Genomic DNA, 23,086 nt, shown 5'->3' on the forward strand with positions numbered 1-23,086 from the left:
GTCTTATGGCGCGATCCTTGGCCTGCTGCAATGTCAGGCCGACAGCATCCACAGCGCGGTCAGCGCGAGGGCCGCACCAAAGGCAAGGTTGATCCGGCGGGCGTGGGTAGGCGTGCGGAAACCGCGCAGCAGCACGTCCCCGGCCAGCGTCCAGAGACTGAAGGCGAGGAGGTTGTTCAGGGTGAACACGGTGGCGATGAGAAGGATGAGGGCGGCATTGCCCGCCGTGCCAAGAAACTGAGTGAACATGAGCGCGATGATGACGTAGGCCTTTGGGTTCAGCACGAGGAGCACCGCGCCGTCGCCAAAGCCTATGGGGCGGGCAGCGGTTTCGTCCTCGGTGATTCCGGCGCGCAGAAAGCGGGTGGCCAGCAACAGGACGTAGGCCGTGCCTGTGAGTTTCAAAACGGTGAAAATTCCGGGGAGTGCTTGCAACAGCGCCACGGCACCGAAGCCCACCGCTACGGTCACGATCCATGTTGCCAGGTGGTAGCCAAGGCTGGCTGGCAGCGTCGCGGCAAAGCCGAAGCGCGCGCCATTGGCGGCGAAGGTCAGATTGCCCGGACCGGGGCTGTAGGCGAGGGGGAAGAGAAACAGGACAAGCGGGACGATCAGGGACATGGGGCACCTCCGGGCGATGACACATCAGGTCATGCCGGGCACACCGGGGCGATCCGGATTTTGCGCATTGTGGGGCGAAGTCTTGAAAAGACTTCGGGACGGAAACTTTTCAAGTTTCCGGGGCGCACAAATGGGAAAGGCCGCCACGGGAGGGCGGCCTTGTCGGCGGTTGTCGAAAGGTAGGCTGTGTCAGACCGCGACGGGGCGGACCTCGGTCACCTCGGGGATATAGTGGCGCAGAAGGTTCTCGATCCCCATCTTCAGCGTCAGGGTCGACGAGGGGCAGCCTGCGCAGGCACCCTGCATGTGCAGGTAGACGACGCCGCGATCAAAGCCATGGAACGTGATGTCGCCACCGTCCTGCGCCACTGCCGGGCGCACGCGGCTGTCCAGCAGTTCCTTGATCTGGCCGACGATCTCGGCGTCCTCGCCGGAGTGCTCCGCATGGCCACCGGCCTGCGCGGCACCATCGGACATGACCGGCGCACCGGACTGGAAATGCTCCATGATGGCGCCGAGGATGGCGGGCTTCAGGTGGTCCCAGTCGATGCTGTCGGCCTTGGTCACGGTCACGAAGTCGGTGCCGAAGAACACGCCGGTGACGCCGTTCACGCTGAACAGGCGTTGCGCCAGCGGCGAGGCAGAGGCGGCTTCGGAGGAGGGGAAGTCGGCGGTGCCCATATCCAGGACCGTCTGGCCGGGCAGGAACTTCAGCGTTGCCGGGTTCGGGGTGGATTCGGTCTGGATGAACATCTTGGGGACACCTTTCGTGGTCTTGTGCGGAATATGCGGGCGCCGGTCCGGAAGGTCAAGGTTTGGAATGATTCTAAGAAGGGGCTCTGCCCCTGCCGCCCCTGCCGGGGCGGCTCCCCCGAGGGCATTTGGAAAACCAAAGAAGCAGCGAGTCAGCCGATACAGTAGCGGAAGGCGGCTGCGATCATTTCGCGATCTTTCTGAGAGGTTTCGCGCGAGGCGGTAAAGGTGCCCCCTTCGAGGCGTCCGTAGCTGATCCAAATGGAAAAATCCGTTCGGCGTGTCAGTTCGGTGGCGATGTCGAAGGGCAGGCGGAGGGTCATCTTGGCCTCGGGTCCGCTGACCTGTAGCGACAGCGCATCGGCGGGCAGGTCGAACTTGTCGGCGGAGAACCAGACGGCGGGCGTGCCCTGAGTGCCCGGCAGGAACATGTGATGCGCGGTGTGCAGCATGGCGTAGGGCTGGCCGCCCTGACAGAAGAAGGTCACCAAGTCCGCACCGTCCTGGTGTTTCGCCGGGTCGAGGCGTTTCGAGATGGCGATGATGCCGTTCCCGAAGGGCTCCAGCGTCAGGGCATCGAAGCCGCGCCGGTTGACGATGTCGAACTCCATGGCCTCGTTGCGGTCGACGTAGAACATCTGCGAAGGGCCTTGAGTCGCGGCGAGCGAGAAGATGCGGGCATCCACGCCCATCTCGACCATGTAGGACACCACGAGGCCGGAGAATTGCTGGGTCAGCCCATCACCGATATCGCCGTCGACATTGTAGAACTGGTGAAAGCCGAGCTTGTCGTTGTCCTGATAGGCGCGGTTTTCGCCGCCGAGGAAGGCGTAGGAACAGGCGCTTTCGCAATGGCCGGGCCCCAGTTCGGCGGCGCTGGCGAAAGCGGGGCTGCCGTCGGGATTGCGCGGCACGCCGTCGAGGCTGCCGATGGTGGTGTCCCAATGCATCTCGCGGAAGTAGCGCCCCATGCGCAGGCCTTCCTGCAACGAGCCGCCGGGGCTGTTGAGGTAGACGACGCGGCCGCGCACCTCGCCTGCGGCAACCATCTGTTTCAGCCGGTCGGTGATGCCGTCGCGGATCGGTCCGTCGATCAGGATGAAGCAGGATTGCCAGGCCCCGCCGAGGCAGCTGGCGTGGATGCGGGGTTCTTCCTGTGCGGCGGCAGGGGTGGCAAGCAATATGGACAGCAGGAGGCAAAGCGCGCGCATCGGAAAACCCTTCAGTGAAATCCGGGGTAGGATGCCGTGTGTGGACGCCATGGGAAAGCGTTTTCGGCAGAAGGCGTCAGGTGATCGCTTCGAGCCGTTCCTTGGACAGGTCGCCGGGGACTATGGTCACGGGAATGGGCAGGGACCCTGCGCTGCGGCTCATTTGCGTGACAAGCGGGCCGGGCCCTTTCTTGTCGGCGGCGGCACCGAGGACGAGCACGCCGATTTCGGTGTCCTCGCGGACCTGGGCGAGGATTTCATTCACCGGGTCGCCCTCGCGGATGACCAGTTCGGGATCGACGCCCTGCTTGTCTCGCATCCACTTGGCGAAGACCTCGAAATGCGCGTGGATGCGTTCACGGGCTTCCTCGCGCATGATGTCACCAACGCCGATCCAGTGGTTGAATTCCTCGGGCGGGATGATCGACAGGATCGCGACGCCGCCACCGGATTTCGACGCGCGCATGGCGGCAAAGCGCATGGCGTTCAGGCATTCACGGGAATCGTCGAGCACGACGAGGAACTTGCGCATGTGGGGCCTCCTGCCGGGGAACACTGGCAGAGGGGCGCGGTCCTGTCTACCGCGGCGTGCCCGGGGGCAGGCGGGTGAGAAGCCCGGGGGCGAGGGATTGGATGCGCTCTGCCGTGGCGTCGGGCAGGGTGTAGCGTGCGGTCCCGGAGGCGTGGTCGAGCAGCAGGACAACCGTGCCACCGGCAGGCGCGCCGTCACCGGTGCAAGGGCAGGGCGCGCCGTCCCCGGTGTCGCGCGCCAGTTCCAGCAGCAGGCGCGCCCAGGGGGCGGTGCGGTAGTCCTCCTCGGAGGCGCGGGCAAGCAGGGTGTCGCGGGTAACGCCGGCGCGCAGGGGCAGCCCCGCGCGCACCAGCGTGTCCAGCTGATCGTCCAGCGTGGGTACGCGGGTTTCGCGGTCGCGCATCTCGCGGCGGTAGTTCATCTGAACGACCAGCAGCACCGCACCAAAGAACGCGAGGATGATGCCAATGACGATGAGCTTTGCCATGTCGCGCTCTTACATCTCAGGCCGACAGCGCCCAGTCCCAGTACATCTGCCGCAGGCGTTTCGTCATGGGGCCGACTTGGTAGGAAATGTCCTCGAAGCCCGTCACGGGTGTAATCTTGTTCATGTTCCCGGTGAGGAAGACCTCGTCTGCCTCTTCGAAGTCCTTGAAGGTCAGGACGGTTTCGAAACAGTCGATGCCTTCGGCCTCCATGTTGGCCATGTGCCGCGCGCGGGTGATCCCGGCGAGGAAAGTGCCGTTGGCGATAGGGGTGAGGACCGCGCCGTCCTTGACCATGAAGACGTTGGCCGTGGCGGATTCGGCCACGTTGCCCATGGCGTCCGCCACCAGCGCGTTGCCAAACCCGCGCGACCGCACGTCCGCCAGCATGCGGGCGTTGTTGGGATAAAGGCAGCCAGCCTTGGCGTTGACCACAGCGTCCTCCATCACGGGGCGGCGGAACCGGGTGCGGCCAAGGGTGGTCGATGCGGTTTCGGGTGCCATGGGGATTTCTTCGAGGCAGATCGCAAAGCCGGTTTCCTCGGGCTGCGGGACGATGGCGGTGACGTCGCCGTGGATGCCCCAATACATCGGGCGGATGTAGACGGCGGCGTCCTTGGCATACTTCGACAGTCCCTCACGGGTGATGTCGAGCATCTGTTCCACGCCCATGGTCGGGCGCAGCATCAGTGCCTCTGCGGAGCGGTTAACGCGGGCAAGATGTGCATCGAGGTCAGGGTGGACCCCGTTCACGTAACGCGCCCCGTCAAAGACACTGGAGCCCAGCCAGGCGCCATGATCCGCCGCTCGCATGATCATGGCATCACCCTCGTGCCACGTCCCGTTGAAGTATGTGCGGATGTTCGTGCCGGTCGCCATGGTGTCCTCCGTGATTTGGCGCGGAGGCTAGGCGCGTCGGGCGGTGACGTCCAGAGGGGGAGAGTCGGGGAAGATCCCCGACGTACGCAGAGGTTTTCCGTAGCGCATGTTCCAAAACTGCGTTGTTTGCTGCGCATCGGAAACGTTGAGACGCAAAAACGCAGCCGAAGGTCGGCATTGTTCCATGCCGATGGCCGTGAGCATGGTTTATTCAGCCCGCGAGCGTTCAGGGAGGCCTCAACATGTCCGACATCATCCGTTTCACCCTCGATGGCGAGGAAGTCGAGGCCGAGAAGGGCATGACGATCTGGGAAGTGGCCAATGGCCGCGGCCTGAAGATCCCGCATCTCTGCCACAAGCCGCAGACCGGCTATCGCCCCGACGGCAACTGCCGCGCCTGCATGGTGGAGATCGAGGGCGAGCGCACGCTGGCGGCGTCCTGTATCCGCGAACCCTCCGAAGGCATGGTGGTCAAATCCGCCTCGGCCCGCGCACAGACGGCGCGCAAGATGGTGATGGAACTGCTGCTGGCCGACCAGCCGGAGAAGACCGCCGCGCATGATGCGTCTTCACACCTGTGGGACATGGCCGCCGAGAACGGCGTGGCCGAGTCGCGGTTTCCGACGCTTGAGGTCGAGCGTATTCCGCTGCTGGACGATTCCCACGTCGCCATGCGCGTGAACCTTGATGCCTGCATCCAGTGCGGTCTGTGCGTGCGTGCCTGCCGCGAGGTGCAGGTGAATGACGTGATCGGCATGGCGGGACGCGGCCACGACGCCTACCCGGTGTTCGATTTCGACGACCCGATGGGCGAGTCTTCCTGTGTTGCCTGTGGCGAATGTGTTCAGGCCTGCCCGACGGGGGCGCTGATGCCTGCCACGGTGCTGGACGCGCAACAGCAAGGCGATCGCAACGACTTTGACAGCGAGACCAAGAGCGTCTGCCCCTTCTGTGGCGTCGGCTGCCAGGTCTCGATCAAGGTCAAGGACGGTAAGGTCAAATACGTCGAGGGCATCAACGGTCCGGCGAACGAGGGGCGTCTTTGCGTCAAGGGCCGCTTTGGGATGGACTATATCCACCACCCGCACCGCCTGACCAAACCGCTGATCCGCCGGGAGGATGCGCCTGAAAAGGGACTGAACGTCGATCCGTCGAACCCCTGGACGCACTTCCGCGAAGCCACTTGGGAAGAGGCGCTGGACTTTGCCGCGCATGGTCTGGCGGACCTGCGGTCTTACTACGGTGGTGCCTCGGTGGCGGGCTTTGGGTCGGCCAAGTGCACCAACGAAGAAGCCTACCTCTTCCAGAAGTTCATCCGGCAGGGGTTCAAGCACAACAACGTCGACCACTGCACGCGCCTGTGCCACGCGTCGTCAGTGGCGGCGCTGATGGAGAACGTCGGATCGGGGGCGGTGACCGCGACCTTCAACGAGATCGAGAACGCCGACGTGGCCATCGTGATCGGGTCCAACCCGACCGAGAACCACCCCGTCGCAGCGACCTACTTCAAGCAGTTCACCAAGCGTGGCGGCGAGTTGATCATCATGGACCCGCGCGGCACCGCGATGAAGCGGCACGCCAAGCATATGCTGCAATTCCGTCCCGGAACGGACGTGGCGCTGCTGAACGCGATCATGAACGTGATCGTCGAGGAAAAGCTTTACGACCGTCAGTACATCGAGGGCTTCACCGAAGGCTTCTTTGAATTCCGCGACCATATCCGGGCTTTCACACCAGAACGGATGTCCGAGCTGTGCGGGATCGAGGCCGAAGAAATCCGCCAGGTGGCACGTTCCTTTGCCACGGCGCAGCGGGCGATGATCTTCTGGGGCATGGGCGTGTCGCAGCACATTCACGGCACTGATAACGCGCGCTGCCTTATCTCGTTGGCGCTGCTCTGCGGTCATGTCGGGCGCCCCGGCACCGGCCTGCACCCGCTGCGCGGGCAGAACAACGTGCAGGGCGCGTCCGACGCCGGCCTGATCCCGCAGTTCCTGCCCGATTACCAGACGGTGACCGATGGAGAGGTGCGCTCGCTCTTCAAGCACATCTGGGAAGGCACCGAGATCCAGTCGCAGCCGGGTCTGACCGTGGTTGAGATCATGGATCGCGTCTATCGTGGCGAAATCCGGGGGATGTACATCCTTGGCGAAAACCCCGCCATGTCCGACCCGGATGTGGAACACGCGCGTAAAGCCTTGGAGAAACTCGATCATCTCGTGGTGCAGGATATCTTCCTGACGGAAACGGCGAACTATGCCGACGTGATCCTGCCCGCCGCCGCCATGCCCGAGAAGAACGGCACGGTGACAAACACCAACCGTCAAGTGCAGATGATGCGCGCGGCGGTGCCGGTGCCGGGCGAGGCGCGGGAAGATTGGCAGGTCATCGTCGAACTGGCGCGGCGCATCGGGCTCGACTGGGATTACGACCATCCCAGCCAGGTGTTTGCCGAGATGAAGATGTCCATGCGCAGCCTGCATCACATCACCTGGAAACGTCTGGAGACCGATAGCGCCGTGACCTATCCAACGATGGGACCGGAGGATCCGGGGCAGGCAGTCGTTTTCGGCGATGGCTTCCCGCGCCGCGCAGGTCGGGCCAAGTTCACCCCGGCACGGGTGACCCCGCCGGCAGAGGTGCCGGACGAGAACTTCCCCATGGTGCTGACCACCGGGCGACAGCTGGAGCACTGGCATACCGGGTCGATGACGCGACGCGCCACTGTGTTGGACGCAGTAGAGCCGGAGGCCAACTGTTCCCTTCACCCGTCGACCCTGCGTCGTTTGGGGGTTGAAGCGGGCGGACTTGTGCGACTGGTGACTCGCCGCGGTATGATCGAAGTCATGGCCCGAGCGGATCGTGCCGTGGCGCCGGACATGGTGTTCCTGCCCTTTGCCTACGTGGAGGCGGCCGCCAACATCCTCACCAACGCGGTGCTGGACCCGTTTGGCAAGATTCCGGAGTTCAAGTATTCGGCGGTGCGCGTAGAAGCGGTGGAGCAAATGGCGGCGGAGTGATCTGCGCATAGTTCAGGCCCCGGGGGCGCTGCCCCCGGACCCCCGAGGGTATTTGAAAAACCAAAGAAGCAGGGGCGAGTCGCGCATCGGCGGGCTTGCCTTTTGCGTGTGCGGCGGGCTTCCTGGCCATTATGACGAAGGCTGTTTTCCTGCACCGCGCGGATTCGATCTATGATGATGCGCCGGACGTGCGATACGAGTTTCCGAGAACCTACCTGAAGGCCGTGCGCGAGGCGGTCGGGGACTGGATTGTCTACTACGAACCGGTGAAGGCCGGGCCGCGCGGGTATTTTGCCGTGGCGAAGGTGCGTGAAGTCGTCGAAAGCCCACCGGGCAATGGGATGTATTGGGCCATGATCGCGCCGGCAAGTTACCTGGAGTTCGACAGCTTTGTGCCACGGCTGATTGCCGGGCGTCCGCTGGAGACGGCTTTGCGCGAACCGGACGGAACGCCGAAAAAGGGCGGTGCGGTGCAGTTGGCTGTGCGGCGACTGACCGAGACCGATTTCGCGCGGATCGTGGACATGGGATTGCCGGGGGACCTGGAGAGCGTCGAGGCCGCAAGGTACAATGTCGTCCCGCCGGGCGTGCCTGCATCTGCGCAGGGGTTTGCTTTCAAGGGACAGGAGGCATTCGCGGCGCCCTCGGCGCGCGCCATCGTTGAGCGGGTCGAACGCAGGCCCTACCGCGACGTGGCGTTTCGCCGGAAGGTGCGCGAGGCTTACGGGTATCGATGCGCTGTGTCGGGGCTGGAATTGCGCAATGGTGGCGGTCGCCCCGAGGTGCAGGCAGCGCACATCATCCCGGTGGAGAAAGGCGGCAGCGATTCGGTGCGCAATGGGCTGGCTTTGTCAGGGACGCTGCACTGGATGTTCGACCGGGGGTTGATCTCGGTCGCGGAGGACCATTCCGTCCTGGTGTCGCACAACAAGGTGCCTGGCGATGTGGTCCGGCGACTTGTGGGGCCGCGACTGCATCTGCCGCAGGACGAAAGGCTGCATCCCCACCCCGAGAACCTGCGCTGGCACCGCGAGCATGTCTTTGGCCGGGGCGACCCTATGCCGTCTTGAGACTTTCGCCGCGCTGCGGAAAAACTGCGACGGGGTGTACTGGGCGGGACGTATCAGCCTGAAGAACGCAATCTACGGGGATAGGTATGATGTTCAGAAAGGTGATTTTCTGGGGGCATTTGGTGGCGGGTCTGACCGCCGGGGTATTCATCATGGTCATGGCGGTGACGGGTGTGCTGCTGACCTACGAGGGGCAGATCGAGGACTGGGCGAAGGTGCAAGCCGTTGATGCGCCCGAGGGCGCGGTGGTTCTGTCAGCCGAGGACTTGCTGGCAGCCAACGGAGCGGTGGCCGGCCAAGTCCTGACCTTGCCGCGCGAGGACGGCGGTCTGGTGACGCTGGCGCAGGGGCGTTCGGCGCAGGTGCTGGACCCTTACAGTGGTGCAGCGGTCGAAGGCGCCGGCGATGGCGTGTCCGATTTCTTCCACGCGGTGATGTCCTTGCACCGTTGGTTGTCCTTCAGTGGCTCGACCGAGGTGGGCGGTTGGCTGATCGACGCTTCGAACCTCGTGTTCCTCGTGCTGGTGGTGTCGGGGATCTACATGTGGCTGCCCAAGGCGTGGAAGTGGTCGATGCTGAAGACGCGCCTGCTGTCCCGGCGCGGACTGCCCACCACGCAGGCACGGGACCACAACTGGCACCATGTGCTGGGCTTCTGGGCATTGGTGCCGCTTTTCGTGATCGTGCTGACCGGGGTGATCATGAGTTATTCATGGGCGAATACGCTTTTGTTCGCCTCGGTTGGTGAAGATGTGCCTGTCCGCGGCGGGCCTCCGGTGTCGGCGCCGGCAAATGGCCTGAACGCGACGGGCGGGCAGCAAGCCTTGCAACGCAGCGAGACGAATATTCCGAACCGGCTGGAGCGGCAGGACCTTGGCGGGAAACCGCTGGCCTATGCCGTGCTGATCGAAAAGGCGCAGGAGGTCAAACCGGACTGGACCCGCGCTTCCATCGCCGTGCCTGAGGACAGTGCGGGCGTGGTGCTGGTGACACTGGATTCGGGCAACGGGCAGCAGCCGGGCGCCAAGACGCGGTTTGTCATGGACCGTGCGAGCGGGGAGGTCGTGAGCGCCGAGAGCGGGGCCACCGGCACGACCGGGGCCAAGATGCGCATGTGGGCACGGTTCGCGCATACCGGACAGTATTACGGGCTGATCGGGCAGACCATTGCCGGGCTGGCGTCACTGGCGGCGGCTGTGCTGGTCTGGACCGGCATCGCGCTGGGATATCGGCGGTTGGCGCGGATGGCGCGGACACGGCGCGCGGTGGCGTGACAGAAGGTCTTTCGTCCGACAGACCTTGGCGGGCGAAGGCGCCTCAGGGGGAAAGCCTTTGGGTCAGCTCCAGGTGACATCGCCGAGGAAAATGTAGCCCGCGCCGTAGATCGTCTTGATCAGGCGCGGGTTTTTCGGGTCTTCGCCCAGCTTCGTGCGCAGGCGCGAGATGCGGACATCCATCGCGCGGTCGAAACTGTCGCCTGCCGTGCCGCCTAGCGCCTCCTGCATGTGGGCGCGGGTGATCAGGCGCTTGGGGCTTTCGAGGAACAGGCGCAGCACCTCGGATTCAGCCTGGCTGAAGGGCGTTTCCTGTCCGTCTCGTTCCAGGGTGAAACGGTCGAAATGCGCGGTCCACTCGCCGAAATGCGCGGTGGTCTGCTGCGGTTTCGCGGCGGGTGTGCGCAGGCGGGCGCGGACGCGGGCGACGACCTCGGCGGCCTCGAAGGGTTTGGTGACGTAGTCATCGGCCCCGAGTTCCAGCCCCGTGACCCGGTCCTGAACCTGCGCACGGCCCGAGATGATGATGACCTTCGCTCCCTGTTCGAGTGCCAGCCGATGCACGAGGGTCAGCCCGTCGCGATCCGGCAGGCCGAGGTCGACGAGGGCCACGTCGGGCGTGGTGGTTCGCAGGGCGGCTTCGAACTCCGTCGCGCGCGAGAAGGCGCGGGTGCGGAACCCGGCCTCTTGCAATGCCTCGGTGAGGATCTCGCGGATGGCGGGTTCGTCGTCGAGAATAGTTACGAGGGGCGCTTGGGTCATGCCGTTTCCTCGCGGGTATCAAGGAAATTGGCAAGCATTTCCGGAGTGAAGGGCTTGGCCAGAACGGGCGCGCGGTGGCGGGCCTCGGCGTGGCGCGGGTCACTCGCGGGCAGCGAGGTCATCAGGCGCAGCGGTATCTGCGGAGCGTGGTCGGCCAGCGCGTAGCCCGGTTCCTCGCCCTCCAGCGTGACGTCCGAGAGAATAAGCGCCACCGGGAGGTTGTCGAGCAGCGCCAGCGCCTCGGGGACCGAGGCGGCTTCGACGACGTTGTAGCCCTGGGCGGTCAGCATCTCGCGGATGGGCGTGCGCAGGTCGGGGCTGTCTTCGACCAAGAGGGCAAGGCCCGTGGCGGGCAGGTCGGGGGCAGGGCGCAGGGGCAGGCGCAGGGTCACCTGCGCGCCGGTGTCGGTGTTGGAGAGGCGCACCGATCCGCCAGCCAGCTTGGTCATGTCGTAGACCATGGCAAGGCCGAGGCCCGATCCCTCGCCGCCCTTGGTGGTGAAGAAGGGCGCAAGGCCACGCTTCAGGGCTTCTGGGGAAAAGCCGGAACCCGTGTCGGATACAGTGATCTCGAGCCAGGTGGATTGCAGTTCGCGCGCGGTGAGGGTGATCCGCGCGGCATCACGGCCCGTGCAGGCGTGTGTCGCGTTAAGGATCAGGTTCAGCAGCGCATCTTGCAAAAGGCCCGGGTCGGCCAGCAGCGGGCCGGTGGATTGGTCGTCGATGGTCAGCGTCACGCTGTCCGGCAGGGTGGGCGTGGCGAGCGTGCGCAAGTCTTCCAGAAAGGGCGCAAGGTGCAGGGGTTGCGGCTGCCATGTACGTGGGCTGGTGATATCGGCGATGCGTTCCAGCAGCCGCCCGCCACGACGCGCCGCCTGAAGCGTGGCGGTGACGCACGCAGAGGACTCATCTGACAGGCCGAGCCGCGCCAGTTTTGTCTGTTGGCCGAGGATGATCGTCAGCAGGTTCGAAAAGTCATGCGCGAGGCCGGAGGTCAGTTGCGCCGCCATCTCGCGCCGCTTTGTCTGTTGCAGGGCGGCGCGGGCCTGGGTTTCCTCGGTCACGTCTTGGGACAGGATATAGACCCCCGGCTCCAGCGGATCGGGGGTGAAGGCCGCGCGGATGCGCCGGGAGGATGTTTCGTCAGTGAATTCGAAGGTGGAGGGCTGCCCGGTCAGGGCCTTTTCCAAGTGCGGTTTCACGCGGGTCCAGGCGGTGCCAAGGGCCTCGCTCGCATGCAGGCCCACGATGGAGCCAGGCCGCCCCGGCATCACGTCGGATAGGCGGTTGTTGGAGAACGTGTAGTGCCCGGTGGCATCCACGCGGGCGATATGGGCAGGCATCATCTCGGTCGTGGTGCGGGTGCGGGCTTCGATCTCGGTCAACTGGCGGCGGGTTTCCTCGAGCGCGGTGATGGTCGCGGCCAGTTGACGGTTCGTCTGGCTGAGTTCCTCGGACCTTTGCAGCACCTCTTCGGACAGGACCTCGGAGCGGGTGCGCAGCAGCGCCTCCTGCCGCTTGATCGCGGTGATGTCGGTATAGACGGTGACCCAGCCGCCCTGCGGCAGCGGCGCGCCTTCGACGCTGATGGTGCGGCCATTGGCACGACTGCGCTCCATGTAATGCGGTTCGAAATCGCGGGCGAGGTCGACGCGGTCACGGATGAAATCCTCCGGGTCGTCTAGCGGCCCGTATTCACCGCGCAGGACGAGATGGCGGATGACCTCCTCGAAGCTTGTGCCGGGCGTGCAGAGCGCGTCGGGCAGGTCGAACATCGTCTGCATGGGGCGGTTGATCAGCACCAGCCGCAAATCGCGGTCGAAGATCGACAGCGCCTGCTGGATCAGGTTCAGCCCGGCAAGCGTATAGGCGGCGGAGTCGGTGAGCGTGGACATGCTGCGACGGTAGCCCTGTGGCGCGCCCGCTGGAAGGGGGCAGGGCAGGGGAAAATCGCCTGTAAGGATTTGTTACATTCTGGAAATGCTCAGGAAAAAGTTGACCGGGAGGATGAAGGCCGTCCTAATTGGTCACAGAATCGCATCAAGCGGTCATGGCCCCCGCAAGGGAGGGCACGGAGGAGATGCCGGTCACGGCATTGGGGAGGATTGAACTTGGCTGCACTCGTTGAGGGCATCGAAGGCCTGCGCTCGATTCCGGCTTTGCTGCGTCGCAATGTGACGGAGTTCGGGAACGCGCCGGCCTATCGCGAAAAGGAATACGGGATCTGGCAAAGCTGGACCTGGGCCGAGGCCGAGCAGGAGATCGAGGCCTTTGCGCTGGGTCTGCTGAACATGGGCGTGGCACCGGGAGACCATGTCGCGGTGATCGGGCGCAATCGTCCGACGCTGTACTGGTCGATGGTGGCGGCACAGATGTGCGGCGCGGTGCCGGTGCCGCTGTACCAGGACGCCGTCGCCGAGGAGATGGAATACGTTCTGGGCCATTGCGGTGCCCGGTTCGTTGTGGTGGCAGATCAGGAGCAGGTGGACAAGGTGATCGAGGTGCAGGAGCATCTGCACCAGTTCGAGCACATGATCTATGTTGATCCCCGTGGTCTGCGGAAGTACGACCATACGCATCTGCATGAGTATTCCCACGTGCAGGCGCAGGGGCGCGCGGCCTATGACGAGCTCATCAACGAGCTTAACGCGCGGCGCGGTGCGCTGGGGTACGACGATACCTGCGTGATGCTGTACACCTCGGGCACGACGGGGAAGCCGAAGGGCGTAGTGCTGTCGAACCGCAATATCATCGAGGCGGCGCGGTCCTCGGCGGAGTTCGACCACCTGAAGCGGGACGACGAGGTTCTGGCTTATCTGCCGATGGCGTGGGTGGGGGATTTCATTTTCTCGATCGGGCAGGCCTACTGGAAGGGGTTCTGCGTGAACTGCCCCGAGAGCGCCGAGACCTTGCAGACAGACCTGCGGGAGATCGCGCCGTCCTATTACTTTGCCCCGCCACGGATCTTCGAGACGCTGCTTACGCAGATCATGATCCGGATGGAGGATGCGGGCGCGTTCAAGAAGAAGATGTTCCATCACTTCATGGCGCATGCGCGCGAGGTCGGGCCGAAGATACTCGACGGCAAGCCGGTGGGGATGATGGACCGCCTGAAGTACAGCCTCGGGTCGCTGCTGGTTTACGGGCCGCTGAAGGATGCCATGGGCTTTGCCAAGGTGCGCGTGGGTTACACGGCGGGCGAGGCGATCGGGCCGGAAATCTTTGATTTCTATCGCTCTTTGGGGATCAACCTGAAGCAGCTTTACGGTCAGACGGAGGCGTCCGTGTTCATCACGGTGCAGCCGGATGGCGAGGTGCGGTCGGACACGGTGGGCGTGCCGGCACCGGGTGTGGAAATTCGCATCGCCGAGAATGGCGAGGTGTTCTACCGCTCTCCGGGCACCTTTGTCGAATACTACAAGAACCCGGAATCCACGGCGGACACCAAGGATGCCGAGGGCTGGGTGGCCACGGGGGATGCGGGGTTCTTCGAGGAGGGCTCGGGCCATTTGCGGATCATCGACCGGGCGAAGGACGTGGGGCAGATGGCGGACGGATCGCTATTTGCGCCCAAGTACGTTGAAAACAAGCTGAAATTCTTTCCCAACATCCTCGAGGCGGTGGTGTTCGGCGCGGGGAAGGATCGCTGCACGGCCTTCATCAACATCGACCTGACGGCCGTGGGGAACTGGGCAGAGCGCAACAACATCGCCTATGCGAGCTACCAGGAACTGGCTGGGCATCCGCAGGTGCTGGCGACGATCCAAGGGCATATCGAAGAGGTGAACGCATCGGTCGCGCAGGACGACATGCTGTCCGGCTGCCAGGTGCACCGCTTCATCGTTCTGCACAAGGAGCTGGACGCGGACGATGGCGAGATGACCCGGACGCGCAAGGTGAAGCGTAAGGTGATTGCCGAGAAATATCAGGACCTTGTGGACGCATTGTACGGCGACGTGGACAGCATCTACACCGAGACCGAGGTCACCTACGAGGACGGTCGCAAGGGCAAGATCAAGGCGACTTTGGCCGTGAGGGATGCGCAGGTTCAGGCGGTTGCGCCGCGGGCGGTGGCGGCGGAATGAGTATTTTCACCAAGAAGAAGCAGGGGCAGGACGACTGTGCGATCAGTCTCGCCGGAAACCTTGAGGAAATGACAAACGCGGCGTGCGCTGCTGCGGCGGAGGGGCTGTGATGTTGGATCAGACGCAAGGCTACGTCACCGCGGACGGTCGCCAGATCGGCGGCACGCTGATGGAGATGAAAAATATTACCCTGAAGTTTGGCGGGGTTACAGCGATCCAGGATATCTCTTTCGATATTCACGAGGGCGAAATCCGGGCGATCATCGGGCCGAACGGCGCGGGCAAATCCTCGATGCTGAACGTGATTTCCGGCTTTTACACGCCGACCATCGGTGAGGTCTGGTACAAGGGCGCGCCGCGCCCGCCGATGAAGCCCTACGAGGTGGCGCGCATGGGCGTGGCGCGGACGTTCCAGAACATTGCCCTGTTCGAGGGCATGACCGTGCTCGACAACGTCATGACTGGCCGCCTGACGCATATGAAGGCGGGGATGGCGGCGCAGGCCCTGTGGTGGGGCAAGGCGCGGGCCGAGGAAATGGCCAACCGGGAAGTCGTTGAAAAGGTTATCGACTTTCTCGAAATTCAGAACATCCGCAAAACGCCGGTGGGCCGTCTGCCCTATGGTCTGAAGAAACGGGTGGAGCTGGCGCGGGCCTTGGCCGCCGAGCCGTCGATCCTGCTGCTGGACGAGCCGATGGCGGGCATGAACGTCGAGGAGAAGGAGGACATGAGCCGCTTCATCCTTGATGTGAATGACGAATTTGGCACGACCATCGCGCTGATCGAGCACGACATGGGGGTCGTGATGGACCTGTCCGACCGCGTGGTGGTGATGGATTACGGCAAGAAGATCGGCGATGGTACGCCGGACGAGGTGCGCAACAACCAGGACGTCATCGACGCATATCTTGGGGTGGCGCACTGATGTCGGGATACGATGCACAAAGCATGCGGAAACCATGCACAACCCATGCATACGCGATGTGCGCACAGGCGCCTGCGTATGATCTGATTTTCTCGCAAGAATGCACGACCCGTGGTGGCAACATCGCGCGGAAGGGGGGCTGAGATGCTGAAGGATATTTTCGTCACGCCGTTTGCGGACATGTTTTCTGCGCCGGACTTCCTGTTGCAGGTGCTGTGGGAAGGCCTCGTGTCCGGGGTACTATATGCGCTGATCGCGCTGGGCTTCGTTCTGATCTTTCGGTCGTCGCGGATTTTCAACTTTGCGCAGGGCATCATGGTGGTGTTCGCGGCGCTGACGTTGGTGGGGTTGCATGCCTTTGGCGTGCCGGCATGGATCTCGGTGGCGCTGACGCTCGGCGTAATGTTCGTGCTGGCGGTTAGCATCGAGCGGATCGTGCTGCGGCCACTGGTGGGGCAGCCGGATATCATCCTGTTCATGGCGACAATCGGCATCACATTGTTCCTGATCGGCTTTGGCGAGATCATCTTTGGCGGTGAGAACAAGGTGATGATCACCGAGGAACTGGGCATTCCCACGGGTGACAGCGTGCTGGAGCCTTGGGGTGGTCTGCTGATCCTGCAACACGTGGACATCACCGTGGTGGTGGTGGCCTGTACGCTGGTGGCGGCGCTCCTGGCCTTCCTCAACTACACGCAGATGGGCCGGGCGATCCGGGCGCTGGGCGACGACCATCAGGCGGCACTGTCGGTGGGGATTTCCTTGCAGACCGTCTGGGTGCTGGTGTGGTTTATCGCGGGCATCATCGCGCTGGTGACGGGCATTGCCTGGGGCGCGCGCGCCGGGGTGAGCTTTGCCTTGGAGGTGATCGCCTACAAGGCGCTGCCGGTGCTGATGCTGGGCGGTCTGGAAAGCATCGCGGGCGCGATCATCGGCGGGCTGATGATCGGCATCCTCGAGAAGCTGTTCGAGATCTACTGGGGTCAACCCCTGATGGGCGGTAATACCGAGACATGGTTTGCCTTTGTGCTGGCGCTGATCGTGCTGCTGTTCCGCCCGCAGGGGTTGTTCGGGGAACGTATCATCGAAAGGGTTTAGCGTGGGTGTCCAAACCCACAAACCGGAGGCTGTGTGAATGACCAAGTTGATTGCCATCCTGAATGTCGTGGCCTGGGCCGGGTTCTGGTCCTTCGGGTATCTCGCGCTGACCACGCCGCCGGAGGACGGGTCACGCATGGTGGTGGCGCTGGTGATCGCGGCGCTGGGTGCGGCAACGGGTGTCTGGGCGTGGTTCTGGATCGTGCGGCATTCGGAGGCTACTGGTTATGCCAAGGGTTCGCGCAGCCGGGCCCGGTATGAAGCAGACGAAGGATTGGATGCCTGATGGCCACGAAGAAGACCACCGGACCACGCCGCGAAAGCTCGGCGCGGGATCGCCGGAAAGCGAGTGAGGAAGACGCGGACCTGGCCCGCGGGGCGAACGGGTTGAGCGAGTTCCACGAGGCGCAGCAAGAAGCGCTGGAGGGAATGATGAAGGTGCAGATGGAGGCGGTGAACACGATGATTAACGCCACCGCGCAGTCGTGGAAGATGATGACGGATTTCTGGACGTCGACGCTGCCCAAGGGACGCAAGGACGACTGAGGATTTTCGCCCGGCACGGGGAGGTGGCGGGCGAGCGGGGCGGGGGGTGAGGAGCCCACGCAGACCGCGCCCCGGAGGGGAGGGCCTCCGGGGACAGAGACAGGGACCGATTGGTCCGGTGGAATAGTGCCTTGTGCTGTCGGGTGACGTCGGCGCGGGGCACGGACAAGGGGAGGAGCGCGGATGCTGTATCGCACCGCTGGACAGTTCAAGACGAGTTACGAGGCGGACCAGGCGCTGTTCCCGGTCCGGCAGGATGCGGTGCTTCTGGCGGTGATCCTGCTCTGCGCCTGGGTGATCTTTCCGCTGTTTGCCAGCGAGTTCGCGTTTCAGACGCTGTTGATCCCCGTTCTGATCTATTCGCTGGCGGCGCTGGGGCTGAACATCCTGACGGGCTATGCGGGGCAGTTGTCGCTGGGGACGGCGGCCTTCATGGGGGTGGGGGCCTACGCCTGCTACAAGCTGATCACGCTGATGCCCTGGATGAACCCGATCATCGCGATCCTGCTGTCGGGGATCTTCTCGGCCGGGGTGGGCGTGGCGTTCGGCATTCCGTCGCTGCGGATCAAGGGGTTTTACCTGGCCATCGCGACGCTGGCGGCGCAGTTCTTCCTCGTCTGGCTGTTCGAGAAATGGTCGTGGCTGTACAATGACAACGCCTCGGGTGCGATCCAGGTGCCGAACCTCGAGATGTTCGGGGTCTACGTCGCCGGGCCGCAGGCCAGCAGCATCGTGCAGTATTACGTGGTGCTGTTCATCGTCTGCCTGATGACGATGCTCTGCATCAACCTGACGCGCGGCACGCTGGGCCGGACGTGGAAAGCGACGCGGGACATGGACATCGCCGCCGAGCTGATCGGGATCAACCTGATGAAGTCGAAGCTGACGGCCTTTGCGGTCTCGTCCTACATCGTCGGTGTGGCCGGGGCGCTTTTCGTCTTCATGTGGCGCGGGGCGGCGGAGCCGAACCTGTTCGACATTCCGCTGTCCTTCCGCATCCTCTTCATTGCGATCATCGGAGGCCTCGGGTCGATCATGGGCAACTACCTTGGGGCGATCCTTATCGTCGGCCTGCCGGTGGTGCTGAACCTCGTGCCGAATGCGCTGGGCATCCCGATCGACTCGGCCTTGATCGAGCATCTGAACATCATGATCGTGGGCAGCCTGATCGTGTTCTTCCTGATCGTCGAGCCGCACGGGCTGGCGCAGCTGTGGCGGCTGATCCGGGAGAAGCTGATCCTCTGGCCGTTCCCGCATTGATTTGAACAAGGTGAGTCGGGGTGGAACCCCGACCTACGCAGACTACTGAACGAAGTGACGTTATCTCAGGGAGGAGAACCTATGAAACACTTCACCAAGCTGGCTGTTGCCGCCGTCGTGGCGGGCATCACCGCGGGCGCTGCCATGGCGCAGGAACTGTATACACCGAACCTCGCGTATCGGACCGGCCCCTTTGCGGCGACCGGCATTCCGCTGATGAACGGTCAGGCTGACTATTTCGCCATGCTGAACGCCCGTGATGGTGGTCTGGGCGGTGTTGCGGTCAACGCCGAGGAATGCGAGACCGGCTATTCCACCGAGAAGGGCGTGGAATGCTACGAGAAGACCAAGGGCACGGCCATCGTGACGCAGCCCTGGTCGACGGGGATCACCCTTCAGGTGCTGCCCAAGACCAACGTGGACGAGATCCCGATCCTTGCGCCGGGCTATGGCTTCAGCCCGATGGCGGACGGCAAGACCTTCCAGTGGGCCTATAACGCGCCCGCCGGGTACTGGGATGCCGCCGACATGATCCTGCAGTACATCGAAGGGCAGGGTGACCTGAACGGCAAGAAGATCGCCTTCCTGCACCTCGACCACCCCTTCGGCAAGGAGCCGCTGCCGGTGCTGGAGAAGGCCGCGGCCGACAAGGGCTTTACGCTCGTGCCGATCCCGGTCGGCCTGAAGGAGATGCAGAACCAGTCGGCGCAGTGGCTGCAGATCCGTCGCGAGCGTCCCGACTACGTCATCATGTGGGGCTGGGGCGCGATGAACGCCGGAGCCATCACCGAGGCGGTCAAGACCAAGTTCCCGATGGAGAACTTCATCGGCGTGTGGTGGTCCGGTCATGACGCTGACCTCGCCATCGCGGGTGCGGACGCCAAGGGCTACAAGTCGATCTCTTGGTCGTTCCCGAACGCCGATGCACCGGTCATGGCGGCGATCAAGGAGCACGTCGTGGATGCGGGCAACTCCAAGTCCAACCCCGAGGAAATGTCGGGCGTGTTCTACGGTCGTGGCATCGTGATCTCGGCCATTCTGGCGGAGGGCATCAAGTCGGCGCAGGACCACTTTGGCACCGCGCAGATCGACGCCAAGCAGCTGCGCTGGGGTCTGGAAAACATCGACATGACCGAGGCGCGGATTTCCGAGCTGGGTCTCGATGGCATGGTGCCGCCGTTCAAGACCTCGTGCTCCAACCACACCGGCCATTCGGGCGGCTGGATGCTGGAATGGGACGGCGAGAAGTTCGTCAAGGCGTCTGACCTGCTGACCGCCAACACCGACGGCTATGCCGACCTGGTGGCCGAGAAGGCGAAGGAATACGCCGACGCGAACCAGCCCTGGGCGGTGAACGCGGACTGCGCCGAGTAAGGTGCCAGACGGCCCGGCGGCGTTACCGTCGCCGGGCTGACCCCGAACGCATCAGGCAAGTGGGACCCGGATTTCCGTCCGGATGCGTGAGCAGAAGACGAGTATTTGGACCAAGAAGAAGCAGCGGGACGGCGTGCGGGCCGAACCGATGGGAGGCGTCATGCTGGACAGTGTAAAGACGGCCGAGACCACGGCGGAGACCTTGCTGGAGGTCAACAATATCGAGGTGATCTACAACCACGTGATCCTCGTGCTGAAGGGCGTGTCGCTGACGGTGCGGAAAGGCGGCATCACGGCGCTGCTGGGCGGCAACGGCGCGGGCAAGACCACGACGCTCAAGGCGATTTCCAACCTGCTGCATTCCGAACGTGGCGAGGTGACCAAGGGGTCCATCGTCTACAAGGGCGAGCGGGTGCAGGACCTCGATCCTGCGCAACTGGTGAAGCGCGGTGTGATCCAGGTGATGGAGGGGCGGCATTGCTTTGCCCACCTGACCGTCGAGGAGAACCTGCTGACCGGGGCCTATACGCGGCGCGATGGCAAGGGCGCCGTCGCTGCGGACCTGGAGATGGTTTACAACTATTTCCCGCGTCTGCGCGAGCGGCGGAAGTCGCAGGCCGGCTATACCTCGGGCGGGGAGCAGCAGATGGTCGCCATCGGGCGCGCGCTGATGAGCCGCCCCGAGACGATCCTGCTGGACGAGCCGTCCATGGGTCTTGCGCCGCAGCTGGTGGAGCAGATCTTCGAGATCGTGAAGGCGGTGAACGAGGGGGAGGGCGTGTCCTTCCTGCTGGCGGAGCAGAACACCAACGTCGCGCTGCGGTACGCACATTCGGGCTACATCCTCGAGAACGGGCGCGTGGTGATGGAAGGTCCGGCGGCGGAACTGCGCGAGAACCCGGACGTGAAGGAATTCTACCTCGGGATGTCGGACGAGGGGCGCAAGTCGTTCCGCGATGTGCGGTCGTATCGGCGGCGCAAACGGTGGCTGGCGTGACCGGTTCAGCTGTCCGGCTTCGACGCTTTCAGGCTGGCGATGGCGGCTTCTCTCGTTTCGAAGACGGCAACGGGGACCGTTTCGTTTTGGAAACGGCTGGAGAGGTCCTCGAGCAACGCGGGCGAAACGCCGTATCGCAGCACGCCGAGGGCGTGAAGATTGCAGATTTCGCGCCCTATGCGGGAGAAATCGACCCAAGCCTCGGGGGCTGCGTGGAAGTTGGCAAAGTTGATGAGGTAATACCATCGCCGGGGGGCGCCCATGGCGTGGATACGGGCGCGCATGTGATCGAAGAAATCGCTCACGTCCCGGCTGTTGTGCAGGGTCAGCCCGCTCATGTCGAGGTCGAGGATCCGGTTGTGCGTGTCGAAGTTGAAACGCGGGAAGTAGTCGTGGAAGCGGTGGGACCGGCGCTGTTCGGGGCCGAACCAAGGTGTATGGCGAAGGCGTTCGACCTCGGTTTCGGCAGTGTGCCGGTCGGGGGTGTGGCGAAAATCGAACCCGACGCCTTGCGATGCGCGTTCAAGGAGCGCGGCGATTTCGGGGGCGCAGGCATAGCGCACGGTGCCCAGCGAATGTCGGCTGTTCAGAGCGCGGGCGCGGCGGGCAAAGGTGCTCATGGCCTCGGGCGCGATCATTGTGCCCTGAACGTTCACAACGAAGTACCAGCGATCATGACCGGAATTGCCGACCATGTTTTCGAACTGGCCGAAAACCCGCGTGACGATGGCTGGCGTCGAGAAGGCGAGGTGCGACAGGTCGAACTCTGCGATCTGTCGGATCGGGTCGAAATGGACTCGTTTTTCCATTGTGCTGAACACGGCTGTCCTCCGTTGGGTGGGACGCTAACAGAGAGTTCGCGGATTCCCGAAGGGAATTTTGTGAGGAATTTTGTCCGGGAGGGTTGCCATGAGCACCTATTACGACGCGCTTGAGACCCGCTCGCGTGATGAACGCGCGGCGGCGCAGCTCGAAGCTCTGAACGTCCAGCTGGCCAAGCATGGCATGGAGAGCGTGGCGGATCTGGACAGGCTGGCGGCGCTGCCCGTGTTGCGCAAGTCGGACCTGTCGGCGCGGCAGGCGGCGCAGCCTCCGTTTGGCGGGCTGCCAGTGGCGAATGCCGTGCATGTGTTCCAGTCTCCGGGGCCGATCTACGAGCCGGGCGGCGTCAGCCATGACTGGTGGCGGATGGGGCGCTTCCTTCATGCCTGTGGCATCGGGCAGGGGGATATCGTGCAGAACTGCTTTGGCTATCACCTGACCCCGGCTGGCATGATTTTTGAAAACGGCGCGCGGGCGGTGGGGGCGGCGGTGCTGCCCGCCGGGACCGGCCAGACCGAGCTGCAGGCGCGGGCGGCGAAGGACGTGGGCGTCACGGCCTACGCGGGCACGCCGGATTACCTGAAGGTGATCCTGGAGAAGGCCGACGAGATGGGGCTGGAGCTGGGGATCACGCGGGCGGCTGTCGGCGGCGGTGCGCTGTTCCCGTCGCTGCGCGCCTGGTACAAGGATCGCGGGATTTCCTGCCTGCAGTGCTATGCGACGGCGGACCTTGGGAACGTGGCCTATGAAAGCCCGGCCATGGAGGGGATGATCCTAGACGAACATGTGATCGTCGAGATCGTCACGCCGGGCACCGGCGACCGCGTGGCAGAAGGAGAGGTGGGCGAAGTGGTCGTCACCACACTGAACCCGGATTATCCGCTGATCCGTTTCGCGACGGGCGATCTGTCGGCGGTCCTGCCGGGCGAGTCGCCCTGCGGACGCACCAACACCCGGATCAAGGGCTGGATGGGCCGCGCCGACCAGACGACCAAGATCAAGGGCATGTTCGTCCGTCCCGAGCAGGTGGCGCAGCTGGTAGCAAAGCACCCGGAGATCGCGCGCGCGCGTGTCGTCGCCACACGCGACGGCGAGATGGACGCCATGACGGTGCGAATCGAAACCGATGCAGCGTCCATCGACGGCGTGGAAAAGAGCGTCGCGGAGGTGCTGAAGTTGAAGGGCGCCGTGGAATTGGTCGCCTTGGGCGGATTGCCGCGCGATGGATTGGTGATCGAGGATCAGCGCAAGTACGACTGACCCAAGGTCATGCTTCTGATTTTCGGGAATATTTCCCGTCTTGCGCGCCGTGCGGATACCCTCCGTGCGGCGCGAAGTTTTCATGACTTGCGCAATCGTGTCTTGTGGTGGG

The 23,086-nt window shown here is 63.9% G+C and carries 21 protein-coding genes; 12 read left to right on the top strand and 9 right to left on the bottom strand.

Translation table 11 applies throughout. The annotated features are described in order from the left end of the window. Window positions 1-33 precede the first annotated feature (33 nt). The 6 genes from ACP16H_RS06150 to ACP16H_RS06175 all read right to left on the bottom strand — a co-directional run bounded on the left by ACP16H_RS06150 (window position 34) and on the right by ACP16H_RS06175 (window position 4,481). On the bottom strand, window positions 34-621 hold the full coding sequence (locus tag ACP16H_RS06150; protein WP_425071384.1) for a LysE family translocator: 588 nt from the start codon (window positions 619-621) through the stop codon (window positions 34-36). A gap of 189 nt (window positions 622-810) precedes the next feature. Continuing rightward, complete coding sequence (locus ACP16H_RS06155) at window positions 811-1,374, bottom strand: NifU family protein (protein ID WP_425071385.1); 564 nt, start codon at window positions 1,372-1,374, stop codon at window positions 811-813. 152 nt (window positions 1,375-1,526) lie between these two features. Beyond that, window positions 1,527-2,636 (bottom strand): hypothetical protein, encoded by a 1,110-nt coding sequence (locus tag ACP16H_RS06160; RefSeq protein ID WP_425071386.1) that lies wholly within the window; start codon window positions 2,634-2,636, stop codon window positions 1,527-1,529. A gap of 25 nt (window positions 2,637-2,661) precedes the next feature. Continuing rightward, complete coding sequence (locus ACP16H_RS06165; RefSeq protein ID WP_425071387.1) at window positions 2,662-3,117, bottom strand: universal stress protein; 456 nt, start codon at window positions 3,115-3,117, stop codon at window positions 2,662-2,664. Window positions 3,118-3,163: 46 nt separating this feature from the next. Further along, window positions 3,164-3,604, bottom strand: a complete 441-nt coding sequence (locus tag ACP16H_RS06170; RefSeq protein ID WP_425071388.1) for a hypothetical protein — start codon at window positions 3,602-3,604, stop codon at window positions 3,164-3,166. 16 nt (window positions 3,605-3,620) lie between these two features. Further along, entirely contained in the window at window positions 3,621-4,481 is an 861-nt protein-coding gene (locus ACP16H_RS06175; protein WP_425071389.1) for a branched-chain amino acid aminotransferase, read from the bottom strand. A gap of 242 nt (window positions 4,482-4,723) precedes the next feature. On the opposite strand from ACP16H_RS06175, the gene fdhF reads away from it, so the two are divergent. From fdhF to ACP16H_RS06190, 3 genes are all read left to right on the top strand, one after another. Further along, window positions 4,724-7,501: a formate dehydrogenase subunit alpha gene (gene fdhF, locus ACP16H_RS06180; RefSeq protein ID WP_425071390.1), complete on the top strand. Its 2,778-nt coding sequence runs from the start codon at window positions 4,724-4,726 to the stop codon at window positions 7,499-7,501. Between the two features lie 131 nt (window positions 7,502-7,632). After that, the gene (locus ACP16H_RS06185) at window positions 7,633-8,571 is read left to right on the top strand and encodes an HNH endonuclease (protein WP_425071391.1); all 939 of its coding nucleotides are present in this window, start codon (window positions 7,633-7,635) and stop codon (window positions 8,569-8,571) included. Window positions 8,572-8,657: 86 nt separating this feature from the next. Next, window positions 8,658-9,845, top strand: a complete 1,188-nt coding sequence (locus tag ACP16H_RS06190; protein WP_425071392.1) for a PepSY-associated TM helix domain-containing protein — start codon at window positions 8,658-8,660, stop codon at window positions 9,843-9,845. A gap of 63 nt (window positions 9,846-9,908) precedes the next feature. On the opposite strand, the gene ACP16H_RS06195 is transcribed toward ACP16H_RS06190, so the two are convergent. Next, window positions 9,909-10,607 (bottom strand): response regulator transcription factor, encoded by a 699-nt coding sequence (locus ACP16H_RS06195; protein ID WP_425071393.1) that lies wholly within the window; start codon window positions 10,605-10,607, stop codon window positions 9,909-9,911. Next, a complete protein-coding gene (locus tag ACP16H_RS06200) occupies window positions 10,604-12,502 on the bottom strand; it encodes a PAS-domain containing protein (protein WP_425071394.1) in 1,899 nt (632 codons plus the stop codon). The genes ACP16H_RS06195 and ACP16H_RS06200 overlap by 4 nt, the downstream gene beginning before the upstream one ends. Before the next feature lie 216 nt (window positions 12,503-12,718). On the opposite strand from ACP16H_RS06200, the gene ACP16H_RS06205 reads away from it, so the two are divergent. From ACP16H_RS06205 to ACP16H_RS06240, 8 genes are all read left to right on the top strand, one after another. Then, window positions 12,719-14,692: an AMP-binding protein gene (locus ACP16H_RS06205; RefSeq protein ID WP_425071395.1), complete on the top strand. Its 1,974-nt coding sequence runs from the start codon at window positions 12,719-12,721 to the stop codon at window positions 14,690-14,692. A gap of 109 nt (window positions 14,693-14,801) precedes the next feature. Further along, window positions 14,802-15,617 (top strand): ABC transporter ATP-binding protein, encoded by an 816-nt coding sequence (locus ACP16H_RS06210; protein WP_425071396.1) that lies wholly within the window; start codon window positions 14,802-14,804, stop codon window positions 15,615-15,617. A gap of 144 nt (window positions 15,618-15,761) precedes the next feature. Continuing rightward, window positions 15,762-16,715 carry a branched-chain amino acid ABC transporter permease gene (locus tag ACP16H_RS06215; RefSeq protein WP_425071397.1) on the top strand — a complete coding sequence of 318 codons (954 nt, stop codon included), beginning with the start codon at window positions 15,762-15,764 and terminating at the stop codon, window positions 16,713-16,715. 37 nt (window positions 16,716-16,752) lie between these two features. Next, the gene (locus ACP16H_RS06220) at window positions 16,753-17,001 is read left to right on the top strand and encodes a hypothetical protein (RefSeq protein ID WP_425071398.1); all 249 of its coding nucleotides are present in this window, start codon (window positions 16,753-16,755) and stop codon (window positions 16,999-17,001) included. Then, window positions 17,001-17,261, top strand: a complete 261-nt coding sequence (locus ACP16H_RS06225; RefSeq protein WP_425071399.1) for a hypothetical protein — start codon at window positions 17,001-17,003, stop codon at window positions 17,259-17,261. Before ACP16H_RS06220 ends, ACP16H_RS06225 begins: the two co-directional genes overlap by 1 nt. Before the next feature lie 183 nt (window positions 17,262-17,444). Further along, window positions 17,445-18,521 (top strand): branched-chain amino acid ABC transporter permease, encoded by a 1,077-nt coding sequence (locus tag ACP16H_RS06230; RefSeq protein WP_425071400.1) that lies wholly within the window; start codon window positions 17,445-17,447, stop codon window positions 18,519-18,521. A gap of 81 nt (window positions 18,522-18,602) precedes the next feature. Continuing rightward, window positions 18,603-19,895 (top strand): ABC transporter substrate-binding protein, encoded by a 1,293-nt coding sequence (locus tag ACP16H_RS06235; RefSeq protein WP_425071401.1) that lies wholly within the window; start codon window positions 18,603-18,605, stop codon window positions 19,893-19,895. A 160-nt stretch (window positions 19,896-20,055) separates the two neighbouring features. Then, window positions 20,056-20,892: an ABC transporter ATP-binding protein gene (locus ACP16H_RS06240; RefSeq protein ID WP_425071402.1), complete on the top strand. Its 837-nt coding sequence runs from the start codon at window positions 20,056-20,058 to the stop codon at window positions 20,890-20,892. 5 nt (window positions 20,893-20,897) lie between these two features. Here ACP16H_RS06240 and ACP16H_RS06245 read toward each other — a convergent pair whose 3' ends face one another. Continuing rightward, window positions 20,898-21,713 (bottom strand): hypothetical protein, encoded by an 816-nt coding sequence (locus ACP16H_RS06245; RefSeq protein WP_425071403.1) that lies wholly within the window; start codon window positions 21,711-21,713, stop codon window positions 20,898-20,900. Window positions 21,714-21,801: 88 nt separating this feature from the next. Between ACP16H_RS06245 and ACP16H_RS06250 the strand changes: the two genes are divergently transcribed. Then, entirely contained in the window at window positions 21,802-22,974 is a 1,173-nt protein-coding gene (locus ACP16H_RS06250) for a phenylacetate--CoA ligase family protein (RefSeq protein ID WP_425071404.1), read from the top strand. Window positions 22,975-23,086 lie beyond the last annotated feature (112 nt).

Source organism: Sagittula sp. S175 (genome assembly GCF_049800975.1).
Taxonomy (GTDB): Bacteria; Pseudomonadota; Alphaproteobacteria; order Rhodobacterales; family Rhodobacteraceae; genus Sagittula.

Excerpts from the sequence above, each read along its gene's own strand:
- ACP16H_RS06190 (WP_425071392.1), top strand. The coding sequence starts at position 8,658 with ATGATGTTCAGAAAGGTGATTTTCTGGGGGCATTTGGTGGCGGGTCTG.
- ACP16H_RS06215 (WP_425071397.1), top strand. The coding sequence starts at position 15,762 with ATGCTGAAGGATATTTTCGTCACGCCGTTTGCGGACATGTTTTCTGCG.
- ACP16H_RS06195 (WP_425071393.1), bottom strand. The coding sequence starts at position 10,607 with ATGACCCAAGCGCCCCTCGTAACTATTCTCGACGACGAACCCGCCATC.
- ACP16H_RS06155 (WP_425071385.1), bottom strand. The coding sequence starts at position 1,374 with ATGTTCATCCAGACCGAATCCACCCCGAACCCGGCAACGCTGAAGTTC.
- fdhF (WP_425071390.1), top strand. The coding sequence starts at position 4,724 with ATGTCCGACATCATCCGTTTCACCCTCGATGGCGAGGAAGTCGAGGCC.
- ACP16H_RS06220 (WP_425071398.1), top strand. The coding sequence starts at position 16,753 with ATGACCAAGTTGATTGCCATCCTGAATGTCGTGGCCTGGGCCGGGTTC.
- ACP16H_RS06210 (WP_425071396.1), top strand. The coding sequence starts at position 14,802 with ATGTTGGATCAGACGCAAGGCTACGTCACCGCGGACGGTCGCCAGATC.
- ACP16H_RS06165 (WP_425071387.1), bottom strand. The coding sequence starts at position 3,117 with ATGCGCAAGTTCCTCGTCGTGCTCGACGATTCCCGTGAATGCCTGAAC.
- ACP16H_RS06185 (WP_425071391.1), top strand. The coding sequence starts at position 7,633 with ATGACGAAGGCTGTTTTCCTGCACCGCGCGGATTCGATCTATGATGAT.
- ACP16H_RS06235 (WP_425071401.1), top strand. The coding sequence starts at position 18,603 with ATGAAACACTTCACCAAGCTGGCTGTTGCCGCCGTCGTGGCGGGCATC.
- ACP16H_RS06150 (WP_425071384.1), bottom strand. The coding sequence starts at position 621 with ATGTCCCTGATCGTCCCGCTTGTCCTGTTTCTCTTCCCCCTCGCCTAC.
- ACP16H_RS06250 (WP_425071404.1), top strand. The coding sequence starts at position 21,802 with ATGAGCACCTATTACGACGCGCTTGAGACCCGCTCGCGTGATGAACGC.
- ACP16H_RS06175 (WP_425071389.1), bottom strand. The coding sequence starts at position 4,481 with ATGGCGACCGGCACGAACATCCGCACATACTTCAACGGGACGTGGCAC.
- ACP16H_RS06225 (WP_425071399.1), top strand. The coding sequence starts at position 17,001 with ATGGCCACGAAGAAGACCACCGGACCACGCCGCGAAAGCTCGGCGCGG.
- ACP16H_RS06240 (WP_425071402.1), top strand. The coding sequence starts at position 20,056 with ATGCTGGACAGTGTAAAGACGGCCGAGACCACGGCGGAGACCTTGCTG.
- ACP16H_RS06230 (WP_425071400.1), top strand. The coding sequence starts at position 17,445 with ATGCTGTATCGCACCGCTGGACAGTTCAAGACGAGTTACGAGGCGGAC.
- ACP16H_RS06160 (WP_425071386.1), bottom strand. The coding sequence starts at position 2,636 with ATGGCGTCCACACACGGCATCCTACCCCGGATTTCACTGAAGGGTTTT.
- ACP16H_RS06170 (WP_425071388.1), bottom strand. The coding sequence starts at position 3,604 with ATGGCAAAGCTCATCGTCATTGGCATCATCCTCGCGTTCTTTGGTGCG.
- ACP16H_RS06200 (WP_425071394.1), bottom strand. The coding sequence starts at position 12,502 with ATGTCCACGCTCACCGACTCCGCCGCCTATACGCTTGCCGGGCTGAAC.